Source organism: Martinezella sp. CNPSo 3732, assembly GCF_057784515.1.
On record NZ_JBXSOO010000020.1, the window covers coordinates 1 to 18,929 of the forward strand.

The following is an 18,929-nucleotide window of genomic DNA, read 5'->3' on the forward strand; positions in this document are numbered from 1 at the left end:
AGGGGCCTTTTTTGTTTTTGGTTTGGTTTGGAAAAATTCACCGGCCCGAAATTTTTGATTTACGTACATCAAAAATCGCAGTAAGGGTTTCCGCAGGAGGAGCCCATGAGACCGACTGTGCATGACATTGCCGCCGCTGCGGGCGTCAGCCTCGCCACCGTGGACCGCGTGTTGAACCAGCGGCCGGGCGTGCGGCTGGTGACGCGGGAAAAGGTGGAGGCCGCGATCCGCCAGATCGGCTATATCCGCGATGTCGCCGCCGCCAACCTAGCCAAGGGCCGTGTCTATCCTCTCGTTTTCATCGTGCCGACGGGGGACAATTCCTTCATGCACGGGCTGCGATTCGAGGTGCATCAGGCAACCTTGCGGGCCAGCATAGAGCGCACGGACATCCGAATTATCGAGGTGCCACCATTCGATGTGCCGGCGCTGGTCGCGGCGCTGGACGCCTTGCAGGGGCAGGATATCGCTGGTGTCGCTCTCGTGGCAACCGACGCGCCGGAAGTCAGGGCCGCCGTCGACCGTCTCGTGTCAGAGCGTATCCCGGTCGTCACGCTGGTCTCGGATCTCACCGATTCCCGCAGGCATCACTATGCCGGTATCGACAATATTGCCGCCGGACGGACTGCCGCGCGGCTGCTCGGGCGCTTCCTTGGTGGTCGTGAAGGCGATCTTACCGTTCTCGCCGGCTCGATGCTGGTGCGCGACCATCGCGAACGCCTGCAGGGCTTTTCCGCCGTGATGGCAGAAGAGTTTCCCAAGCTCCGGCTGCTGCCCGTGCTGGAAGGACGTGACGATCCCGAGCGGGCCAAATCGCTTGTCTCCAAGGCGCTGTCCGAAAACAAGGACATTATCGGCATCTACAGTCTCGGCGCCGGCAACCGCGGTCTGATAGCGGCGCTGAAGGCCGTACGGCCCGGGCGTGAGTTGACCGTGGTCGTGCACGAGCTGACGCGGCATACGCGGGCGGCATTGCTGGATGGCACGATCGACGCTGTCCTCAATCAGGATGCCGGTCATGAAGTGCGCAGCGCCATCCGCGTGATGAAGGCGACCGCCGACGGCCAGGCCGTCATTGCCGACCAGGAGCGCATACGTCTCGACATTTTCTTGAAGGATAATCTGCCCTGAGCATTCGAACGTGGCAGAGCATAGGGAGTAATATCTGATGTATTTGGGTCTCGATCTCGGAACCTCCGGCGTCAAAGCGATGCTGATCGACGGCAATCAGACGATCATCGGCTCCGCCAATGGCGGGCTTGACGTGTCGCGCCCGCATCCCGGCTGGTCCGAGCAGGATCCGGCGCATTGGATCCGCGCGACCGAAGAGGCCGTTGCCGGATTGAAGGCTGCGCATCCGAAGGAGCTCGCCGCCGTGCGCGGCATCGGCCTTTCCGGCCAGATGCATGGCGCGACGCTGCTCGATGCCGACGACAAGGTGCTGCGCCCCTGCATTCTCTGGAACGACACCCGCAGCTACCAAGAGGCTGCCGCGCTCGATGCTAACACGCGCTTTCGGGCATTGACCGGCAATATCGTCTTCCCCGGCTTCACGGCGCCGAAGCTCGCTTGGGTCGCCAAACATGAGCCGGAAATTTTCGTTAGAGTGCGCTGGGTGCTGCTGCCGAAGGATTATCTGCGGCTTTGGCTCACCGGTGAGCACATGTCGGAAATGTCCGACTCGGCAGGCACGTCCTGGCTCGATACTGGCAAGCGCAAATGGTCTTCCGAGCTGCTGGCGGCCACTAATCTTGACGAGAAGCAGATGCCGACGCTGGTTGAAGGCACCGAAGTTGCCGGTAAGCTGCGCGGCGAGCTCGCCTCGAAATGGGGTATCGGCGGCGATGTCGTCGTTGCCGGCGGGGCAGGGGACAATGCAGCCTCGGCTTGCGGCATGGGCACGGTCAGCCACGGGGCTGCTTTCGTTTCGCTCGGAACGTCTGGCGTGCTCTTCGCGGCCAACGGCTCCTATCTGCCGAAGCCTGAAAGCGCCGTTCACGCCTTCTGCCACGCGCTGCCCAACACCTGGCATCAAATGGGCGTCATTCTCTCGGCAACCGATGCGCTCAACTGGCATTCGCATGTGACGGGCAAGTCCGCCGCCGAACTCACCGCCGAGCTTGGCGAGACGCTGAAGGCGCCGACCAGCGTCACCTTCCTTCCCTATCTTTCCGGCGAGCGCACGCCGCACAATGACGCGACCATCCGCGGTGCCTTCATCGGCCTCGGCCATGAAAGCGGCCGCGCCGTGCTGACGCAGGCCGTGCTCGAAGGCGTGTCCTTCGCCATTCGCGACAATCTCGAAGCGCTGCGCTCCGCCGGCACGGATATTGCGCGCGTCACCGCCATCGGCGGCGGCTCGCGTTCGCGCTACTGGCTGGCTTCGATCGCGACTGCGCTCGGCGTGCCCGTCGACCTGCCGGCGGATGGTGATTTCGGCGCCGCTTTCGGTGCCGCCCGTCTCGGCCTGATCGCTGCGACCGGCGCCGATCCGGTCGCCGTCTGCACCCCACCGCAGACGGCCGGCACGATCGATCCGGTTGCGTCGCTGACGGATGCTTATGCGGATGCCTACAAGCGCTACCGGGCGGTTTATCCGGCAATCAAGCCGCTGTCGGCGCATTGAAGCTATGTGCGTGAGAGCCCCTCATCCGGCCTATCGGCCACCTTCTCCCCGTTTTGACAGGGAGAAGGGGATGGGCGCACCATCGCAGTCCCTTTCACCTCTGAAACAAGCGAGGATACAGAGGTCGTCCCCTCTCCCCGCGAGCGGGGAGAGGGCTAGGGTGAGGGGCAGAGCCGCATGAAACGAACAATAATACCGAAACACCAAACCCAAGGAGATAAGATATGAGCACCGGATTTTTTGGTGACATCAGCAAGGTAAAATACGAAGGCCCCGACAGCACCAATCCGCTGGCCTTCCGCTATTACAACAAGGACGAAGTCGTTGCCGGCAAGCGGATGGAAGACCATCTGCGTTTCGCTGTCGCCTACTGGCACACCTTCACCTGGCCGGGCGGCGATCCCTTCGGTGGGCAGACCTTCCTTCGCCCTTGGTTCAACGAGACGATGGAAGCCGCCAAGCTGAAGGCCGACGTAGCCTTCGAATTCTTCACCCTGCTCGGCGCTCCCTACTACTGCTTTCACGATGCCGACGTGCGGCCGGAAGGCAAGAATTTTGCCGAGAACACCAAGAACCTCAACGAGATCGTCGACTACTTCGCCAAGAAGCAGGCCGATACCGGCGTAAAGCTGCTCTGGGGCACGGCAAACCTCTTCTCCAACCGTCGTTTCATGTCGGGTGCCGCGACCAATCCGGACCCGGATGTCTTCGCCTTCTCGGCTGCGACCGTGAAGACCTGCCTCGATGCCACCCACAAGCTCGGCGGCGAAAACTACGTTCTCTGGGGTGGCCGCGAAGGCTATGAGACGCTGCTCAATACCGACCTGAAGCGGGAGCTGGATCAGTTGGGCCGCTTCCTCAATCTCGTCGTTGAATACAAGCACAAGATCGGCTTCAAGGGCACGATCCTCATCGAGCCGAAGCCGCAGGAGCCGACCAAGCATCAGTATGACTACGACGTCGCCACGGTTTACGGCTTCCTCAAGAAGTACGGCCTCGAAAACGAAGTGAAGGTCAATATCGAGCAGGGCCATGCGATCCTTGCCGGCCATTCCTTCGAGCATGAACTGGCGCTAGCCAATGCGCTCGGCATTTTCGGCTCGATCGACATGAACCGCAACGACTACCAGTCCGGCTGGGATACCGATCAGTTCCCGAACAACGTTCCGGAAATGACGCTGGCCTATTACCAGGTGCTGGCAGGCGGCGGCTTCAAGTCCGGCGGCACGAACTTCGACGCCAAGCTGCGTCGTCAGTCGCTCGATCCGGAAGATCTGCTCATCGGCCATATCGGTGGCATGGATTGCTGTGCCCGCGGCCTGAAGGCTGCTGCGAAGATGATCGAGGACAAGGCACTCTCCAAGCCACTCGCCGACCGTTACGCCGGCTGGGATTCGGCCGAAGGCCAGAAGCTGCTGCGCGGCGAATATTCGCTCGATCAGATCGCTCAGTGGGTCGAAACCAAGGACGTCAACCCGCAGCCGAAGTCCGGCAAGCAGGAACTGCTGGAAAATATCGTCAACCGTTACGTTTGATCGATGCGTCCGGGAGGCGATCTTCATCGCCTTCCGGATTATTGCCGGAAGGCACGGCTGGAAATGGCTATGGGATTTCCTGAGGGATCCTTGGCATTGGCAAAAACATAGCCGTCGGCCTGATGCAAGGGGCCGAACTCCAGCCCCTCTTCGGCACACTTGGCGCGGAAATCTTCGACATGCTCGACGTCGAAGACCAGCTTGACCAGCACCTGGCCCATTTTCTGCGCCTTACCCGCCGGATGGATCATCAAATTGGCGCCGCCATCCTGCGCGAGCAGCTCAACAATCCGATCGCCCTCCAGACGGAGCGGCTTGAACCCAAAATGCGTCTCGTAAAAGCTTATCGTCGCTTCGACATCGCGCACATAGAGGGTGATTCTGCCGAGCGGCATCGTTGCGTCTGCCTATCGCCGGAGGCGCGGCGGTGCGGAGACCGAATTTCGCACCACGAGATCCGGCCGCAACAGGATCTCCGTTTCGGGCGGCTCTCCATCCGAAAGCAGTTCGAGCAAAAGCGCCATCGCATGCTTGCCGATGGCGGTGCGCGGCTGCCGGATCGTCGTCAGCGACGGCGTCATGAAGACGGCTTGCGGCACGTCGTCGAAACCGGTCACCGAGAAATCTTCGGGGATGTCATAGCCGCGTGCCTTCAGGCCGATCATCACGCCGATCGCGGTCTGATCGTTGACACACATGAATGCCGTCGGCAACGTGTCGCGCATGAAGAGCTGCTCGGCGGCGAGCCGCCCGCTCTCGACGGTGCCGTCGCCGTCCAGCACCATGCGCAGGTCCTGTCCGATGCCGGCTGCATCCAGCCCTGCTTCATAACCCATGCGCCGGCGGCTATAGGCGAGGCGGGTGCGGGAATCGCCGATAAAGGCGATCTTGCGATGACCCTCGGCAATCAAGAGGTCCACGGCCTTGCGGGCGCCGGCGATATCGTCGACGCCGACATAGGGAATGCCGCCGTTGAAGACCGGCTCGAAAACGCCGACACTCGGCGGCAGCCGCGCCGTCATCGTCTGATGCCCGAAGGGCAGGATGCCGGTGAAAAGGATCAATCCGGCCGCCTGGTTGGAATTCAGAAACTTCAGATATTCCAGCCCGCGCTGCGCGTCGTTTTGCGTGTGACCGATCAGGATACCGTAGCCGTGCGAGCGTGCCTCATTCTCCAGGCCGATGAGAATATTGGAGAAATTGGGGTCGCCGATATCGGGTGCGACCACGAGAATCATGTTCGATCGGCCGAGCCGGAGGCTGCGCGCCATGGCATTGGTGGTATAGCCGGTGATGGCGATCGCCTGATTGACTTTCAGCCGCGTCGAATTGGCGACTTTCTCCGGCATATGGATGGCCCGCGAAACCGTTGCTATCGAAACATTGGCAATTCGGGCGACGTCTTCGATAGTTGCGGGCGTGGAATTCGACACTGCGCTCTGCCTTGGGTCTCGTCTCGGGCTGGAGACTACACAGACTTACGTGGAGGTCAAAGGTAACCGCGAAATTTCGTACGATATCCAATGATGTAAACCTTTACACCATGTATGTAAAGGTTTACATACCGTGGAAAGCGGGTGGGACCGCAGGGAGGATTCAATGAGTTCGGAAGCCGTCGACGGTGCGGTCGTGCTGTCTGCGAGAGGGATTTCCAAGGCCTTCAGCGGCGTGCAGGTGCTGTTCGGCGTCAACTTCGATCTGCGGGCCGGCGAGATCCATGCGCTCATGGGCGAAAACGGCGCGGGCAAGTCGACGCTCGTCAAGGTCCTGTCCGGCTTCGAGCAGCCGACATCTGGCGAAATCCTCCTCGATGGCAAGCCGGTAAAGCTGCCGCCGAACGGTGCAGCGGAAGCGCTCGGCATCGTCATCATCCATCAGGAATTCAATCTCGCTGAACATTTGACCGTCACCGAAAGCCTGTTTCTCGGTCGCGAAGTTACGCGTCTGGGTGTGCTCGATCGCAAGCATATGCGTGCCGAAACGCGGCGCGTGCTCGATCTTCTCGGCTCGCATGTCGATGAAAATGCCATGATCAGCTCGCTTTCCATCGCCGACAAGCAGATGGTGGAGATTGCCAAGGCGATCAGCCGCGATGCGCGGATCGTCTTCATGGACGAGCCGACCGCCGTTTTGTCGCGTGAAGAGACCAATTTCCTGTTCAAGCAGGTACGCAAGCTGCGCGATCAGGGAACGAGCTTCGTCTTCGTCTCCCACAAGCTCGATGAGGTCATGGAACTGACGGATCGGGTTACGGTGCTGCGCGACGGCCAATGGGTGAAGACCTCGCCAACCTCGCTGCTCGATGGCGAATCGATCGCCCAGCTGATGGTCGGGCGCGAGCTCTCGAGCCTTTATCCGGCCAAGAACGAGCCCGATGTTGACGAGAAGGTGGTGCTCAGCGTCAGCTCGGTTTCGACGGGCTACGTCCATGATGCAAGCTTCGAGCTGCGCAAGGGTGAGATATTGGGCTTCTCCGGCATGATCGGCTCGGGCCGCACCGAATTGATGGAGGCGATCGTCGGCCTACGCGCTCGTGCGTCTGGCGAGGTCGTTGCCAATGGTCAAACGGTGCCACCGCATGACGTGCATGCGGCCATTGATGCCGGGCTTGCCTATATGACGAAGGATCGGAAATCCAAGGGCCTGCTGCTGAATTCAGGCATGGTCGTCAATCTGACCCTGCAGTCGCTCGACCGGCACGGCAAGTTCGGCTATCTGAGCGCCTCCAGCGAGGCGGATGCGCTGGCGCGGGCGCGACGCCGCTTCGACATCCGCGTGAGGGACGGAAATATCGTTGCCGGCCGCATGTCCGGCGGCAACCAGCAGAAGCTGCTGCTGGCAAAGGTCATGGAGACCGAGCCGCAAATCATCATCATCGACGAGCCGACACGCGGCATCGATGTTGGCACGAAGCAGCAGATTTATCATTTCATTTCCGCGCTGGCGCGCGACGGTCATTCGATCATCGTGATCTCTTCGGAAATGCCCGAGGTTATCGGGCTTTGCACGCGGATCGCTGTCATGCGTGAGGGGCGGATCGTCGGCGTGCTCGAAGGCGAGGAAATCTCCGAGCAGGAAATCATGCGTTATGCGGCGGGCCTGAAGAAAAAGACGGCTGCCTGAAAGGGCGGCGGAGAGCAGGGCGAATTCCCAGCAATCATGGGACGGGAGGTTGGTTTTGGTTATGAGCGTGGGTGAAGACAGCAGCGGCAAGACAGGCCGGCGAGGGCGTTCCTGGCGGGATGTCGATCTTAGGGCGGTTGCGCCGTTTGCGGCGCTGGTGCTGCTTCTGATCGTGGGCGCACTGGTCAACCCGAACTTCATCGGCATCACCAATCTTACCAATGTTGCAACGAGATGCGCCTTCATCGCTATCATCGCGGTCGGTGCCACTTTCGTCATTTCGGCGGGCGATCTCGATCTGTCCGTCGGCGCGATGGTCGCCTTCGTCGCCAGCCTGATGATCCTCTTCATGAATTCGGGCGTCATTTCCGATCCCTCCATGATGTTGGCGGCTGCCGTGCTGTTTTCGATCGTTGCTGGCCTGCTATGCGGCCTTGCCAATGGTCTGATTACGACCATGGGCAAGATCGAGCCGTTCATTGCGACGCTCGGCACCATGGGCGTCTATCGCGGCTTGACGACCTGGCTGTCGCAGGGCGGTGCCATCACCTTGCGACCGGCGGATATTCAGGCGCTCTACAAGCCCGCTTATTATGGCACAGTGCTCGGTGTGCCGGTGCCGATCGTGGTCATCCTCGTCGTCACCGGCATTGCGGCCTTCATTCTCTACCGCACCCGCTATGGGCGGCATGTGATTGCGGTCGGCTCCAACCGTGACGTTGCCCGCTATTCCGGCGTGGCGGTCAATCGCGTGCGAACCATCGCCTTCATCATCCAGGGCTTTTGCGTTGCCATTGCCGTGCTTCTCTATGTGCCGCGGCTCGGTTCGACATCGGCGACGACGGGCAGCCTGTGGGAATTGCAGGCGATCACCGCCGTCGTCGTCGGCGGCACGGCGCTGAAGGGCGGCGCGGGCAGGGTGTGGGGCACGATTTGCGGCGCGTTCATCCTCGAACTCGTCGGCAATATCATGCTGCTTTCCAATTTCATCAGCGAGTATCTGCTGAGCGCCATCCAGGGTGCGATCATCATCATCGCCATGCTGGTTCAGCGGTCGCTTGCCCGCAAATAGTGAATAACCGGGTCAGGGGGCGCCCGGTCGTCGTGCTAAGGCCCTGTCTCTATCTGGGAGGAAGAAACATGCGAAAAAGACTCATAGGCTTGGCTGTCGTGATGGCGGCTTTGGCCGGCACGGTACATGCTGCCGACAAGAAGGTGACGATCGGCGTTTCCATTCCGGCCGCCGACCACGGCTGGACCTCGGGCGTGGTCTTCCATGCCGAGCGCGTCGCTAAGCTCTTGATGGCGGAGCATCCGGGGCTCAACGTCATCGTCAAGACCTCGCCTGACGCGGCGAGCCAGGCAAACGCCGTGCAGGATCTTGAGACGCAGGGCATCGACGCACTCGTGATCCTGCCGTCGGATCCGGATCCGCTCGTCAACGCCATCAAGGAAGTCAAGGACAAGGGCAAGTTCGTGGCGCTCGTCGACCGTGCGCCGAGCAACAACGACAATTCCGTCCGTGACCTCTATGTCGCCGGCAACAATCCGGCGCTTGGCCAGGTCGCGGGCGAATACATCAAGAAGAACACGCCGGATGCACAGGTCGTCGTCATCCGCGGTCTGCCGATCCCGATCGATCAGCAGCGCCAGGACGGCTTCGACAAGGGCATCGCCGGCTCTAACGTCAAGGTTCTCGACCGCCAGTACGGCAACTGGAATCGCGACGACGCCTTCAAGGTCATGCAGGATTACCTGACCAAATTCCCGAAGATCGATGTCGTCTGGTGTCAGGATGACGACATGGCCGTCGGCGTTCTGCAGGCCATCGAGCAAGCCAAGCGTACCGATATCAAGTATATCGTCGCCGGCGCCGGCTCGAAGGACATGATCAAGAAGGTCATGGATGGCGACAAGCTGATCCCGGTCGACGTGCTCTATCCGCCGGCAATGGTCGGCACCGCCATGGAGCTGACGGCTGCCAATTTCTATGATCAGGTTCCGGTTCGCGGCAACTACATCCTGGATGCGACGCTCGTCACCAAGGACAACGCCAAGGACTTCTACTTCCCCGATTCACCATTCTGATCGGTTTTTCGGTTGATCTTCCAGGGCGCCCGCCGGTTTCGGCGGGCGTTTTTTAAGCGTTCCATCAGCCCCGTTTTGCGGCGGATGGAAATTTTGCGGCACGTACCTCTTGCCGTCTGCAGCGTGCCGTGATTAGGTCGCAAGGCATTCGACTTTCAGCCCGACGACCCTATAGTTTTTGGAGGCTACGGCACCTCAGCCGCCTCGGATAAGGGTCCGAAAGGCATCGGAAACGTTTACAGAACGCGATTAGGGAGGAATTACAGATGAAGACGATCAAGGGACCAGGCCTTTTTCTTGGCCAGTTCGCTGGCGATGCGGCACCGTTCAACTCGTGGGATTCGATCACGAAATGGGCTGCCGATGCCGGCTATATCGGCGTGCAGGTTCCGACCTGGGCAAGCCAGCTCATCGACCTGAAGAAGGCAGCCTCCTCGAAGGATTATTGCGATGAATTCGCCGGTGTCGCGCGGGCCAACGGCGTTGAAGTCACCGAACTTTCCACCCACCTTCAGGGCCAGCTCGTCGCCGTGCATCCGGCCTATGACGAAGCCTTCGACGGTTTTGCGGCGCCGGAAGTGCGCGGTAATCCGAAGGCGCGCCAGGAATGGGCCGTCGAACAGGTCAAGATGGCGCTAACGGCTTCCAAGCATCTCGGCATCAAGGCGCATGCGACCTTCTCCGGCGCGCTTGCCTGGCCCTTCATCTATCCCTGGCCGCAGCGCCCGGCCGGCCTCGTCGAAACCGCCTTCGAGGAGCTTGCCCGCCGCTGGACGCCGATCCTCAACCATGCCGACGAAAACGGCGTCGACGTCTGCTACGAAATCCATCCCGGCGAAGACCTGCATGACGGCATCACCTTCGAGATGTTCCTGGAGCGCGTGAAGAACCATCCACGGGCCAACATGCTCTACGATCCCTCGCACTACGTCCTGCAGTGCCTCGATTATCTCGAGAACATCGACATCTACAAGGACCGCATCAAGATGTTCCACGTCAAGGATGCGGAGTTCAATCCGACCGGGCGCCAAGGCGTCTATGGCGGTTATCAAGGCTGGGTCGAGCGTGCCGGCCGCTTCCGTTCGCTCGGCGACGGCCAGGTCGATTTCGGTGCCGTCTTCTCGAAGATGACCGCCAACAATTTCGACGGCTGGGCCGTGGTCGAATGGGAATGCGCGCTGAAGCATCCCGAAGACGGCGCTCGCGAAGGTTCTGAATTCGTCAAGGCGCACATCATCCGCGTCACGGAAAAGGCTTTCGACGATTTTGCCGGCAGCGGCACGGACCAGGCGGCGAATAAGAGAATGTTGGGGCTATCATAATTTCCTTTTCCCAAGCGGGGAGAGAATGCTGCCCAGGCCGCCCTCGTCCTTCGAGGCTTCACTCCTTCGCAGAGCTCAGGAGGCTCCGCACCTCAGGATGAGGGCGGAGCGGACTCTCGCGAAACTCCACAAGAGCTATCTTTGGCATCGCTAGGTGGAAGGGTGTGGTGTGGCGCTGGCGTAGTGGATCAGCCTCACCCTGAGGTGGCCTGCAAGGCCCTCGAAGGGCGAGGCGGGTGGCTTGGAACGACAGGCACCCAAAATGCGAATTCCATTCATTCAGGAGGACAAAATGGCAATCGAAGGATCATCGGAACAGACGCGGGAGCCGCGCATCCGGCTCGGCATGGTGGGCGGTGGCGCCGGCGCATTCATCGGCGCTGTGCATCGCATTGCGGCACGTATTGACGACCAGTTCGATCTCGTTGCTGGCGCGCTCTCGTCTTCGCCGGACAAGGCTCAAGCTTCCGGCCGCGATCTCGGTCTCGATCCCTCGCGCACCTATTCCAGCTATCGTGACATGGCAATCCGCGAAGCCAAGCTGAAGAACGGCATCGAAGCGGTTTCGATCGTCACGCCGAACCATGTCCATTATGACGCCGCCAAGGAATTCCTGCGCCGCGGCATCCATGTCATCTGCGACAAGCCGCTGACCTCCAATCTTGCCGATGCCAAGAAGCTGAAGAAGGTGGCCGACGAGAGCGGCGCGCTCTTCATCCTAACGCATAATTACACCGGCTATCCGATGGTCCGTCAGGCGCGCGAGATGATCGAGAATGGCGAGCTCGGCGATATCCGCATCGTGCAGGTGGAATATCCGCAGGATTGGCTGACGGAGAATATTGAGCAGTCCGGGCAGAAACAGGCGGCTTGGCGCACGGATCCCTCGCAGTCCGGCGCCGGCGGCTCCACCGGCGATATCGGAACACATGCCTATAACCTCGCTTCTTTCGTCACCGGCCTCGAGCTGGACAGCCTTGCCGCCGATCTCGACAGCTTCGTTGAAGGCCGCCGTCTCGATGACAACGGCCATGTGCTGTTGCGCTTCAAGGCAAAGGGCAAGGAAAAGCCGGCCAAGGGCATGCTCTGGTGCAGCCAGGTGGCACCCGGCCATGAGAATGGGTTGAAACTCCGCGTTTATGGTACCAAGGGCGGCATCGAGTGGACGCAGGCCGATCCGAACTATCTGTGGTACACGCCGTTCGGCGATCAGAAGCGGCTGATTACCCGCAATGGTGCCGGTTCTGGTGCCGCCGCGGCGCGCGTCTCGCGCATCCCGTCGGGCCATCCGGAAGGTTATCTGGAAGCCTTTGCGACGATCTACACCGAAGCCGCGCGTGCCATCAATGCCCGCAAGAAGGGCGTGGCGATCGATCCGGCCGTGATCTATCCGACTGTCGATGATGGCGTGAAGGGCGTGGCTTTTGTCGAGGCTTGTGTCGCCTCGTCCAAGCGCAACGGCGCCTGGGTCAAGCTCTAAGCTTCACGTGAGGTCCGAGGCGGTGAGCCCGCCTCGGACCTGCTTGTTTAAGTGGCAGATTCCTGCTTGCGCTTCGTCAGCGCATCGGCGCTCAGCGGGCCACCGCCGGCGCCGGCGAGAAACAGGAAGATGAAGCAGAAGAGGATGGCGGAGACGCCGCCGTTCTGCGCGGGATAAAAGCTTTTCGGCGCATGAGCCAGGAAGTAAGCGAAGGCCATTAGGCCTGACAGGATGAACGAAGCAATACGCGTCTGAAAGCCGATCAGGACAAGGAAGCCAAGGGTCAGCTCCAGCAGACCGGCGATCCAGGACAGCGATCCAACGGCGGGCACATTTTCGGCCGCCGGGAAATGCAGGATTTTCTGCGTTCCGTAGCTGAAGAGCACGAGCGAGGCGACGATGCGCAGGAGGCTCAGCAGATGAGGATGGAGGGCGTGGATCGCAGGGAGCATTTGTGTCCTTTCGTTGTCAAGTGATGCTACCCTCAATTGATCCCCAGCCGAAAGACAAGTCACGACTGTTGACATTGCTGTTATCAAGCCGTGCGAAGAGTGTTGCTGCTGCCGGAGAAATTTTCCGGGCGCCATTAGAGGACTTGGTTTATCGGTACCTGCAACGTTGCAGTTTTCCATTGCGCCCCCCTGTACTTCGAGGGGTAGCTTGGTTAAACCGCAGCCAACGAAGCCAAAATAGACGGGATTTTCATCATGATCGATCCGAAGCTTCTTGCCGATCGCTTCCCCGGCGATTTCACATTCGGTGTTGCCACCGCCGCCTTCCAGATCGAGGGTGCCACCAAGGCCGACGGCCGCAAGCCGTCCATATGGGATGCTTTCGCCAATATGCCGGGCCGGGTCTATCAGCGCGATAATGGCGACATCGCCTGCGACCACTATAACCGGCTGGAACAGGATCTCGATCTGATCAAGGACATGGGCGTCGAGGCCTATCGCTTCTCGATCGCCTGGCCGCGCATCATACCCGAAGGCACCGGCCCGGTGAACGAAGCAGGCCTCGATTTCTACGATCGCCTGGTCGATGGCTGCAAGGCGCGGGGGATCAAGACCTTTGCGACGCTCTACCATTGGGATTTGCCGCTGGCGCTTGCCGGCGATGGCGGCTGGACTGCGCGCTCGACGGCTCATGCCTTCCAGCGCTATGCCAAGACCGTCATGGCCCGCCTCGGCGACCGCCTGGATTCTGTCGCCACCTTCAACGAGCCCTGGTGCATCGTCTGGCTGAGCCACCTCTATGGCATCCATGCGCCGGGCGAGCGCAATATGCAGGCCGCTCTTTACGCCATGCACTATATGAACCTTGCGCATGGTCTCGGCGTCGAGGCGATCCGCTCCGTGGCGCCGAAGGTGCCTGTCGGCATCGTCCTCAATGCCGCGTCTATCCTGCCGGGTTCGGACCAACCGGAAGATCTGGCCGCCGTCGAGCGCGCCCATCAATTCCACAACGGCGCCTTCTTCGATCCGATCTTCAAGGGTGAATATCCGAAGGAGTTCGTCGAGGCGCTCGGCGATCGCATGTCCGTCATCGAGGACGGCGATCTCAAGACCATCAACCAGAAACTCGATTGGTGGGGTTTGAACTATTATATGCCGATGCGCGTCTCCGATGACGCCTCCAAGAGCGGCGATTTCCCCTGGACGAAGGAAGCGCCGCCGGTCAGCGACGTAAGGACGGATATCGGTTGGGAGGTTTATTCGCCCGGCTTGAAGCATGTCGTCGAGGACCTCAACAAGCGCTACGAGCTGCCGGAGTGCTACATCACCGAGAACGGCGCCTGCTACAACATGGGCGTCGTCAATGGCGAGATCGATGACCAGCCGCGCCTCGACTACTATATCGAGCATCTGGGCGTCGTCGCGGATCTCATCAAAGACGGCTATCCGATGCGCGGCTATTTCGCTTGGAGCCTCATGGACAATTTCGAATGGGCGGAGGGCTACCGCATGCGTTTCGGCCTCGTGCATGTCGATTACGAGACCCAAGTGCGCACAATCAAGAAGAGCGGCAAGTGGTACAGGGAACTTGCCTCGCAGTTTCCGAGGGGCAATCACAAGGCTGATTGATGAGATCCCGCCTCTTCCTTGAGGGGCGGAGGTTGGGTGAAACGAGTGAATGGAGTGGTCTTCGGTGGCGTAATGGGTCACCCCACCCCGGACCTCCGGTCCGACCCTCCCCCTCAAGGGGAGGGTGTCTGTCGCCCGAATCGACAAGGCCTGATAGACATCATCTATGATCCTGCGGCCGATTTCCCTTTATGCGCTTTGTGGCAGCCAGCGGCAGGCTTCGACCAGCCGGAGGCTGCTGGAGGCTCTGCAACTCGCCTGCCCGGAAGGCATCACCATTGCGATTTGCGATCTGATCGGCGATTTGCCGATCTTCAATCCGGACAATGAGGGGGAGCGAACACCAGCCGTCGTCGAGAGATTTGCGGCCGAGATCCGCAAGGCAGACGGTTTGATCGTGTCGTGCCCGGAATATGCCCATGGCATACCCGGCGGCTTCAAGAACGCGCTGGACTGGCTGGTATCGCGCGACGAGGTGCCATTCAAGCCGCTGATGTTTGCTTACGCGTCACATCGCGGCGATCTCGTATTGGCACAGCTCACCGATGTCTTGCGGACCATGTCACTACATATCGTTGAAGACGCCTTCTTGCGTCTGCCGGTTGCCGGCAAGAGCGATGAGATGCAGGCAGCAATGCTGCTGCAGGCGGGCGAAAGCGGCCTTTTCTCCGCAAGTCTCAGCCGTTTCGCGCAGGCGATTGCCACCATGGCATGAATTCTTCCGGTTTCGGCAGATCTACAACTCTTTCCTGTAGGAATCTCCAATTCGCCTTAACCGTTTATTGAAGACCTGACGGCAGACTTCTTCGCCAAGGAGAAAAGGCGTTGGGAGCAACTTTCAGGTCATTGCGTGGAAATACACAGATCGGTCGTCATTCCATCGTGACGGCCGTTTTAATTTGCTTTGCATTGATCGTTGCCGTCGTGACCTTGATGGTTCTTACCGCGATCGGCCGGGTTGCCGATTATTCCAACAAGCTGGATGACGAGCGCTCCTGGGAAACGACTGTCGGTGCACTGAAGACTTTTCAGGGACAGCTGGAAGCGACGCTGCACGACCATTCCGCCCGCAATGATGCGGCGCGAAGCGTGTATGGAACGGACGATCAAGGCTGGATCGTCGGCAATTACGGCGACATTTCGTCCAACGGTGCGCTGTTCGATACTGCCGTCATTGTCGACGACAACAATAGGCCGATCGTTGCCTATCATGACGGTGAGCCGTTGACTGGCAATATCGAGGAGGTCCTTGGCGCCGCTGTCTGGGCGCTCGTCGATCAGGCGCGAACAACGCGTGTGACGGGGGTGCCCGAAGCCTCGGGCTACATCATGACCAGGGATGGTATCGCGGCGGCCGGTGCTGCGACGATCCGCGAAAGATCCGGCCGCATTCCGGTGCCCGAAGGTCATCGGCGTTATCTGATCCTCGTCCGCTACCTGGACGCTGGCCGGATCAAGATGCTCTCGAATACCTATGTCATCAGCGGATTGACGCTGATGCCGCCGGAAACCGTTGCCCGCTATGCCGTCTCCATCGTCGACCCGCTCGGCAAGTCGCTGGGACGGCTGGTGTGGAGCTCGCGCCAGCCCGGGGACATGAGCTATCAGCAGGTCCGCCCGTTGGTGCTTGGCGCGCTTGGTCTGGTGGGCCTGTTCTTCATAGTGCTTTTGATCCTGGGATCGATGGCGGGACGCCGGCTGCGGGCGGAAGAGGTCCAGGCGCGTCAGGTTTCTCTTCGCGATCGGCTGAGCGGGCTCCTCAACCGCGAGGGATTGCGGCTCGATGTGGATCGCCTGGTCGAGCGGGCGCGCTCCGATGGCACCAATGTCCTGCTTCTCTACCTCGATCTCGATGGCTTCAAGGAAATCAACGACGCTTACGGTCATGGCACCGGCGATCAACTGATCCGCGCGGTAGCCGCCGGGCTCAAGGTTCTCGTGCCGCCGCAGGCAGCCCTGGCGCGCCTCGGCGGGGATGAATTCGCCGTCGCCTTCCCGACGAAGGAACTCAATGACGCTCCAGCTTTGCGGTTGGCCGAGCAGATCCTGGATTTCCTTGCCGAGCCTCTGGAGATCGGCCGCCGGGTGGTCGTGGTCGGCGCGAGCATCGGCATCGCAAGCTCGCCTGAAGGCCGCATCGATCGCGAGGAACTGGTGCGCCGGGCCGATCTTGCCATGTACAAGGCCAAGGAAGCCGGCCGTGCCCGCATGACCTGCTACGAGACAGCCATGGATGCGCATCGCGAGGAACGCAATGCGCTGGAACTCGATCTGCGACGTGCCATCGAGATGGAAGAGCTGGCGCTCGCCTATCAGCCGCTGGTCGATGCATCGAGCTGCGAGATGATCGGCGTCGAGGCGCTGGTGCGGTGGAACCGTCCCGGCCACGGCCCGATTTCGCCAGAGGCCTTCATTCCGATCGCCGAAACCAGTGGCCTGATCGAGGCATTGGGCCTGCTCGTCCTGCGCAAGGCCTGCGAGGCGGCAAGACACTGGCCGGATCTGCGTGTTGCCGTCAATGTTTCACCGGGCCAGTTCCGCAATCCCGCCTTCGCTGATTATGTCCGCAGCGTGCTCAACAGTACCGAAATCGAAGCCGATCGTGTGACGCTGGAAATCACCGAAGGCTATATCATTCAAAATCCGGAGCGTACCCGTCAGTCGATCGAGCGGTTGAAGAGGCTCGGCGTCAAGGTGGCGCTTGATGACTTCGGCTCCGGTTTTTCATCCATCGGCTACCTGCGCCAGTTCGGGTTCGATCGCATCAAGATCGATCGCTCGCTGACGATGAATGTGCTGGAAGACAACCGCGCCCGCGAAATGGTCAAGGCGACCGTGGCGCTGGCGCGTTCGCTCGACATTCCCGTTACGGCCGAAGGCATCGAATCCGAGGCACAAGGAAGGGCACTGGAAGACTTCGGCTGCGACGAGCTGCAGGGCTATTTCTACGGCAAGCCGATGCCGGACGCCGAGATCAGCAAGCGGCTTGCGGTACAGATGGCAACCGCACTGGATGAAGAACACGCCGCCGCCTGATACGCGTGGAGCATTGGCGCATTCCCGAGAGAAGGCCGGAGCGCGGTTCCTCCGAAAATGCTTTAGCCGATATGCTCGTGGCCGCGCTTGCGAGCGAGCGCGATCTGGCGCTGCCTTTCGCGGTAACGCTCGCGATCCTCTTCGCTGCGTTCATGATAGCAATGGCTGCAGGAGACGCCGGCCTCGTAAAAGGGTGAGGTCACTTCCTCTGACGTAATGGGGTTGCGGCAGGCGTGGCAGAGCTTGTGATTGCCCTCCTTCAGGCCGTGTTCGACCGAGACGCGCTCGTCGAAGACGAAGCAGGCGCCTTCCCACAGGCTCTCTTCCGCCGGCACTTCCTCGAGATATTTCAGAATGCCGCCCTGGAGATGGTAGACCTCGTCGAAGCCTTGCTGCTTCATGAAGGCGGTTGCCTTCTCGCAGCGGATGCCGCCGGTGCAGTACATGGCGATCTTCGGCTTGTTGTGCAGGCCGGTATTGTCGCGCACCCAATCGGGAAATTCGCGGAAGGTCTTGGTCTTCGGGTCGACCGCGCCCTTGAAGACGCCGATCGCGGTCTCGTAGTCGTTGCGGGTGTCGATGACGATGGTGTCGGGATCGGAGATCAGCGCGTTCCAGTCCTTCGGCGCGACATAGGTGCCGACGACCTTGGTCGGGTCAATATCCTCGACGCCCATGGTGACGATCTCTTTCTTCAGCTTCACCTTCATGCGCACGAACGGCATTTTCGATGCGCGGCTTTCCTTGTGTTCGAGGCCGGCAAATTCCGGCTGGGCACGCAGGAAGGTTAGCACGGCGCCGATAGCGGCATCCGTGCCGGCGATCGTGCCGTTGATCCCTTCATGCGCGAGCAGCAGCGTGCCCTTCACGCCCTTTTCCTCGCAGAGCGCAAGCAGGGGCTCGCGCAGACTTTCGAAGCGCGGAAAGGAAACGAAATGATAGAGCGCGGCAACGAGGAATGCGCCGGTCGCGTCGCGCCGTGGATCTGAAAGCATGTCGGTCATGCCGGTGAAATACAATTTTGCGGGCTTTCAGGCAATCGGGATTTACGCCGCAGCCCGCGCCTTCGCCATTCTGCCCGATCGGTGTCACCTACGACGTCAAAGGAAGGCATTTCAAGATGAGCTTATCGTGCAGGCGGCGCATCATCCTTGATGTCGTCGGCAAATCTGCGCATGAGCCGCACAAGGTCCTCGATATCCTGGTCATCCCATTTGGCGAAAATGGACCGGGCGATCCTCTCGCGCGCCTCATCGATGCGGTCGGTCATCGCCTTGCCCTGTTCGGTGATGACGGCCTCGCGAAGCCGGCGGTCGATCGCGTTCTCCTGCCGGCTGATCAGCCCAAGCCCCTCCATCTTCGCAACCTGACGGCTGACGGTGGTGTAGTCGCGCCCGACGCGATCAGCCAATTCGACGACGCCGATGGGGCCGAGCCGTTCCACCAAAACCAACAGGGAAAACAGTGCGCGATCGAGGGAGATGCCCGCCTCCTTAATCATCGCTTCATCGCGTTGGGGCCGGTTCATGACGCCGACGATTTCGACCAGCGCGCTATGGAGTTCGCGTAGCCGACCACTGATATGTGTATTTTGCAAGCTTTTTGTTGACACCGGATCGCCCTTCTTTTAAGTATGTG

At 60.5% G+C, this 18,929-nt stretch carries 16 protein-coding genes; 11 read left to right on the forward strand and 5 right to left on the reverse strand.

Features of this window, described 5'->3' with window-relative positions:
• Positions 1–105 precede the first annotated feature (105 nt).
• The 3 genes from AC13RM_RS25330 to xylA all read left to right on the forward strand — a co-directional run bounded on the left by AC13RM_RS25330 (position 106) and on the right by xylA (position 4,161).
• Positions 106–1,131 carry a LacI family DNA-binding transcriptional regulator gene (locus tag AC13RM_RS25330; protein ID WP_374816488.1) on the forward strand — a complete coding sequence of 342 codons (1,026 nt, stop codon included), beginning with the start codon at positions 106–108 and terminating at the stop codon, positions 1,129–1,131.
• Positions 1,132–1,168: 37 nt separating this feature from the next.
• Entirely contained in the window at positions 1,169–2,626 is a 1,458-nt protein-coding gene (gene xylB / locus AC13RM_RS25335) for a xylulokinase (RefSeq protein ID WP_374816487.1), read from the forward strand.
• Positions 2,627–2,850: 224 nt separating this feature from the next.
• Complete coding sequence (gene xylA / locus AC13RM_RS25340) at positions 2,851–4,161, forward strand: xylose isomerase (protein ID WP_015341171.1); 1,311 nt, start codon at positions 2,851–2,853, stop codon at positions 4,159–4,161.
• A gap of 38 nt (positions 4,162–4,199) precedes the next feature.
• Here the strand turns inward: xylA and AC13RM_RS25345 are convergent, their stop codons facing one another.
• The gene (locus AC13RM_RS25345; protein WP_374816486.1) at positions 4,200–4,556 is read right to left on the reverse strand and encodes a VOC family protein; all 357 of its coding nucleotides are present in this window, start codon (positions 4,554–4,556) and stop codon (positions 4,200–4,202) included.
• Positions 4,557–4,568: 12 nt separating this feature from the next.
• Entirely contained in the window at positions 4,569–5,594 is a 1,026-nt protein-coding gene (locus AC13RM_RS25350) for a LacI family DNA-binding transcriptional regulator (RefSeq protein ID WP_374816484.1), read from the reverse strand.
• 166 nt (positions 5,595–5,760) lie between these two features.
• On the opposite strand from AC13RM_RS25350, the gene AC13RM_RS25355 reads away from it, so the two are divergent.
• The 5 genes from AC13RM_RS25355 (at position 5,761) to AC13RM_RS25375 (ending at position 12,174) form a co-directional block, all read left to right on the forward strand.
• Entirely contained in the window at positions 5,761–7,284 is a 1,524-nt protein-coding gene (locus AC13RM_RS25355; protein ID WP_488555821.1) for a sugar ABC transporter ATP-binding protein, read from the forward strand.
• Positions 7,285–7,345: 61 nt separating this feature from the next.
• Positions 7,346–8,356 (forward strand): ABC transporter permease, encoded by a 1,011-nt coding sequence (locus AC13RM_RS25360; protein ID WP_488555822.1) that lies wholly within the window; start codon positions 7,346–7,348, stop codon positions 8,354–8,356.
• Positions 8,357–8,424: 68 nt separating this feature from the next.
• On the forward strand, positions 8,425–9,372 hold the full coding sequence (locus AC13RM_RS25365) for a substrate-binding domain-containing protein (RefSeq protein ID WP_113230822.1): 948 nt from the start codon (positions 8,425–8,427) through the stop codon (positions 9,370–9,372).
• A gap of 266 nt (positions 9,373–9,638) precedes the next feature.
• Entirely contained in the window at positions 9,639–10,694 is a 1,056-nt protein-coding gene (locus AC13RM_RS25370; RefSeq protein ID WP_440478332.1) for a sugar phosphate isomerase/epimerase family protein, read from the forward strand.
• Positions 10,695–10,986: 292 nt separating this feature from the next.
• Positions 10,987–12,174, forward strand: coding sequence for a Gfo/Idh/MocA family protein (locus AC13RM_RS25375; RefSeq protein ID WP_440478331.1), 1,188 nt, complete (start codon positions 10,987–10,989; stop codon positions 12,172–12,174).
• A 47-nt stretch (positions 12,175–12,221) separates the two neighbouring features.
• Here the strand turns inward: AC13RM_RS25375 and AC13RM_RS25380 are convergent, their stop codons facing one another.
• Positions 12,222–12,626 (reverse strand): DoxX family protein, encoded by a 405-nt coding sequence (locus tag AC13RM_RS25380; protein ID WP_440478330.1) that lies wholly within the window; start codon positions 12,624–12,626, stop codon positions 12,222–12,224.
• A gap of 255 nt (positions 12,627–12,881) precedes the next feature.
• On the opposite strand from AC13RM_RS25380, the gene AC13RM_RS25385 reads away from it, so the two are divergent.
• From AC13RM_RS25385 to AC13RM_RS25395, 3 genes are all read left to right on the forward strand, one after another.
• A complete protein-coding gene (locus AC13RM_RS25385) occupies positions 12,882–14,255 on the forward strand; it encodes a GH1 family beta-glucosidase (protein WP_488555823.1) in 1,374 nt (457 codons plus the stop codon).
• 166 nt (positions 14,256–14,421) lie between these two features.
• Positions 14,422–14,970, forward strand: coding sequence for an NADPH-dependent FMN reductase (locus tag AC13RM_RS25390; protein WP_488555824.1), 549 nt, complete (start codon positions 14,422–14,424; stop codon positions 14,968–14,970).
• 110 nt (positions 14,971–15,080) lie between these two features.
• Positions 15,081–17,291 (forward strand): putative bifunctional diguanylate cyclase/phosphodiesterase, encoded by a 2,211-nt coding sequence (locus tag AC13RM_RS25395; protein ID WP_285177446.1) that lies wholly within the window; start codon positions 15,081–15,083, stop codon positions 17,289–17,291.
• 62 nt (positions 17,292–17,353) lie between these two features.
• Here AC13RM_RS25395 and trhO read toward each other — a convergent pair whose 3' ends face one another.
• Positions 17,354–18,295: an oxygen-dependent tRNA uridine(34) hydroxylase TrhO gene (gene trhO / locus AC13RM_RS25400; RefSeq protein WP_285177448.1), complete on the reverse strand. Its 942-nt coding sequence runs from the start codon at positions 18,293–18,295 to the stop codon at positions 17,354–17,356.
• Positions 18,296–18,417: 122 nt separating this feature from the next.
• Positions 18,418–18,903: a MarR family winged helix-turn-helix transcriptional regulator gene (locus AC13RM_RS25405; protein WP_113230815.1), complete on the reverse strand. Its 486-nt coding sequence runs from the start codon at positions 18,901–18,903 to the stop codon at positions 18,418–18,420.
• Positions 18,904–18,929: the final 26 nt, after the last annotated feature.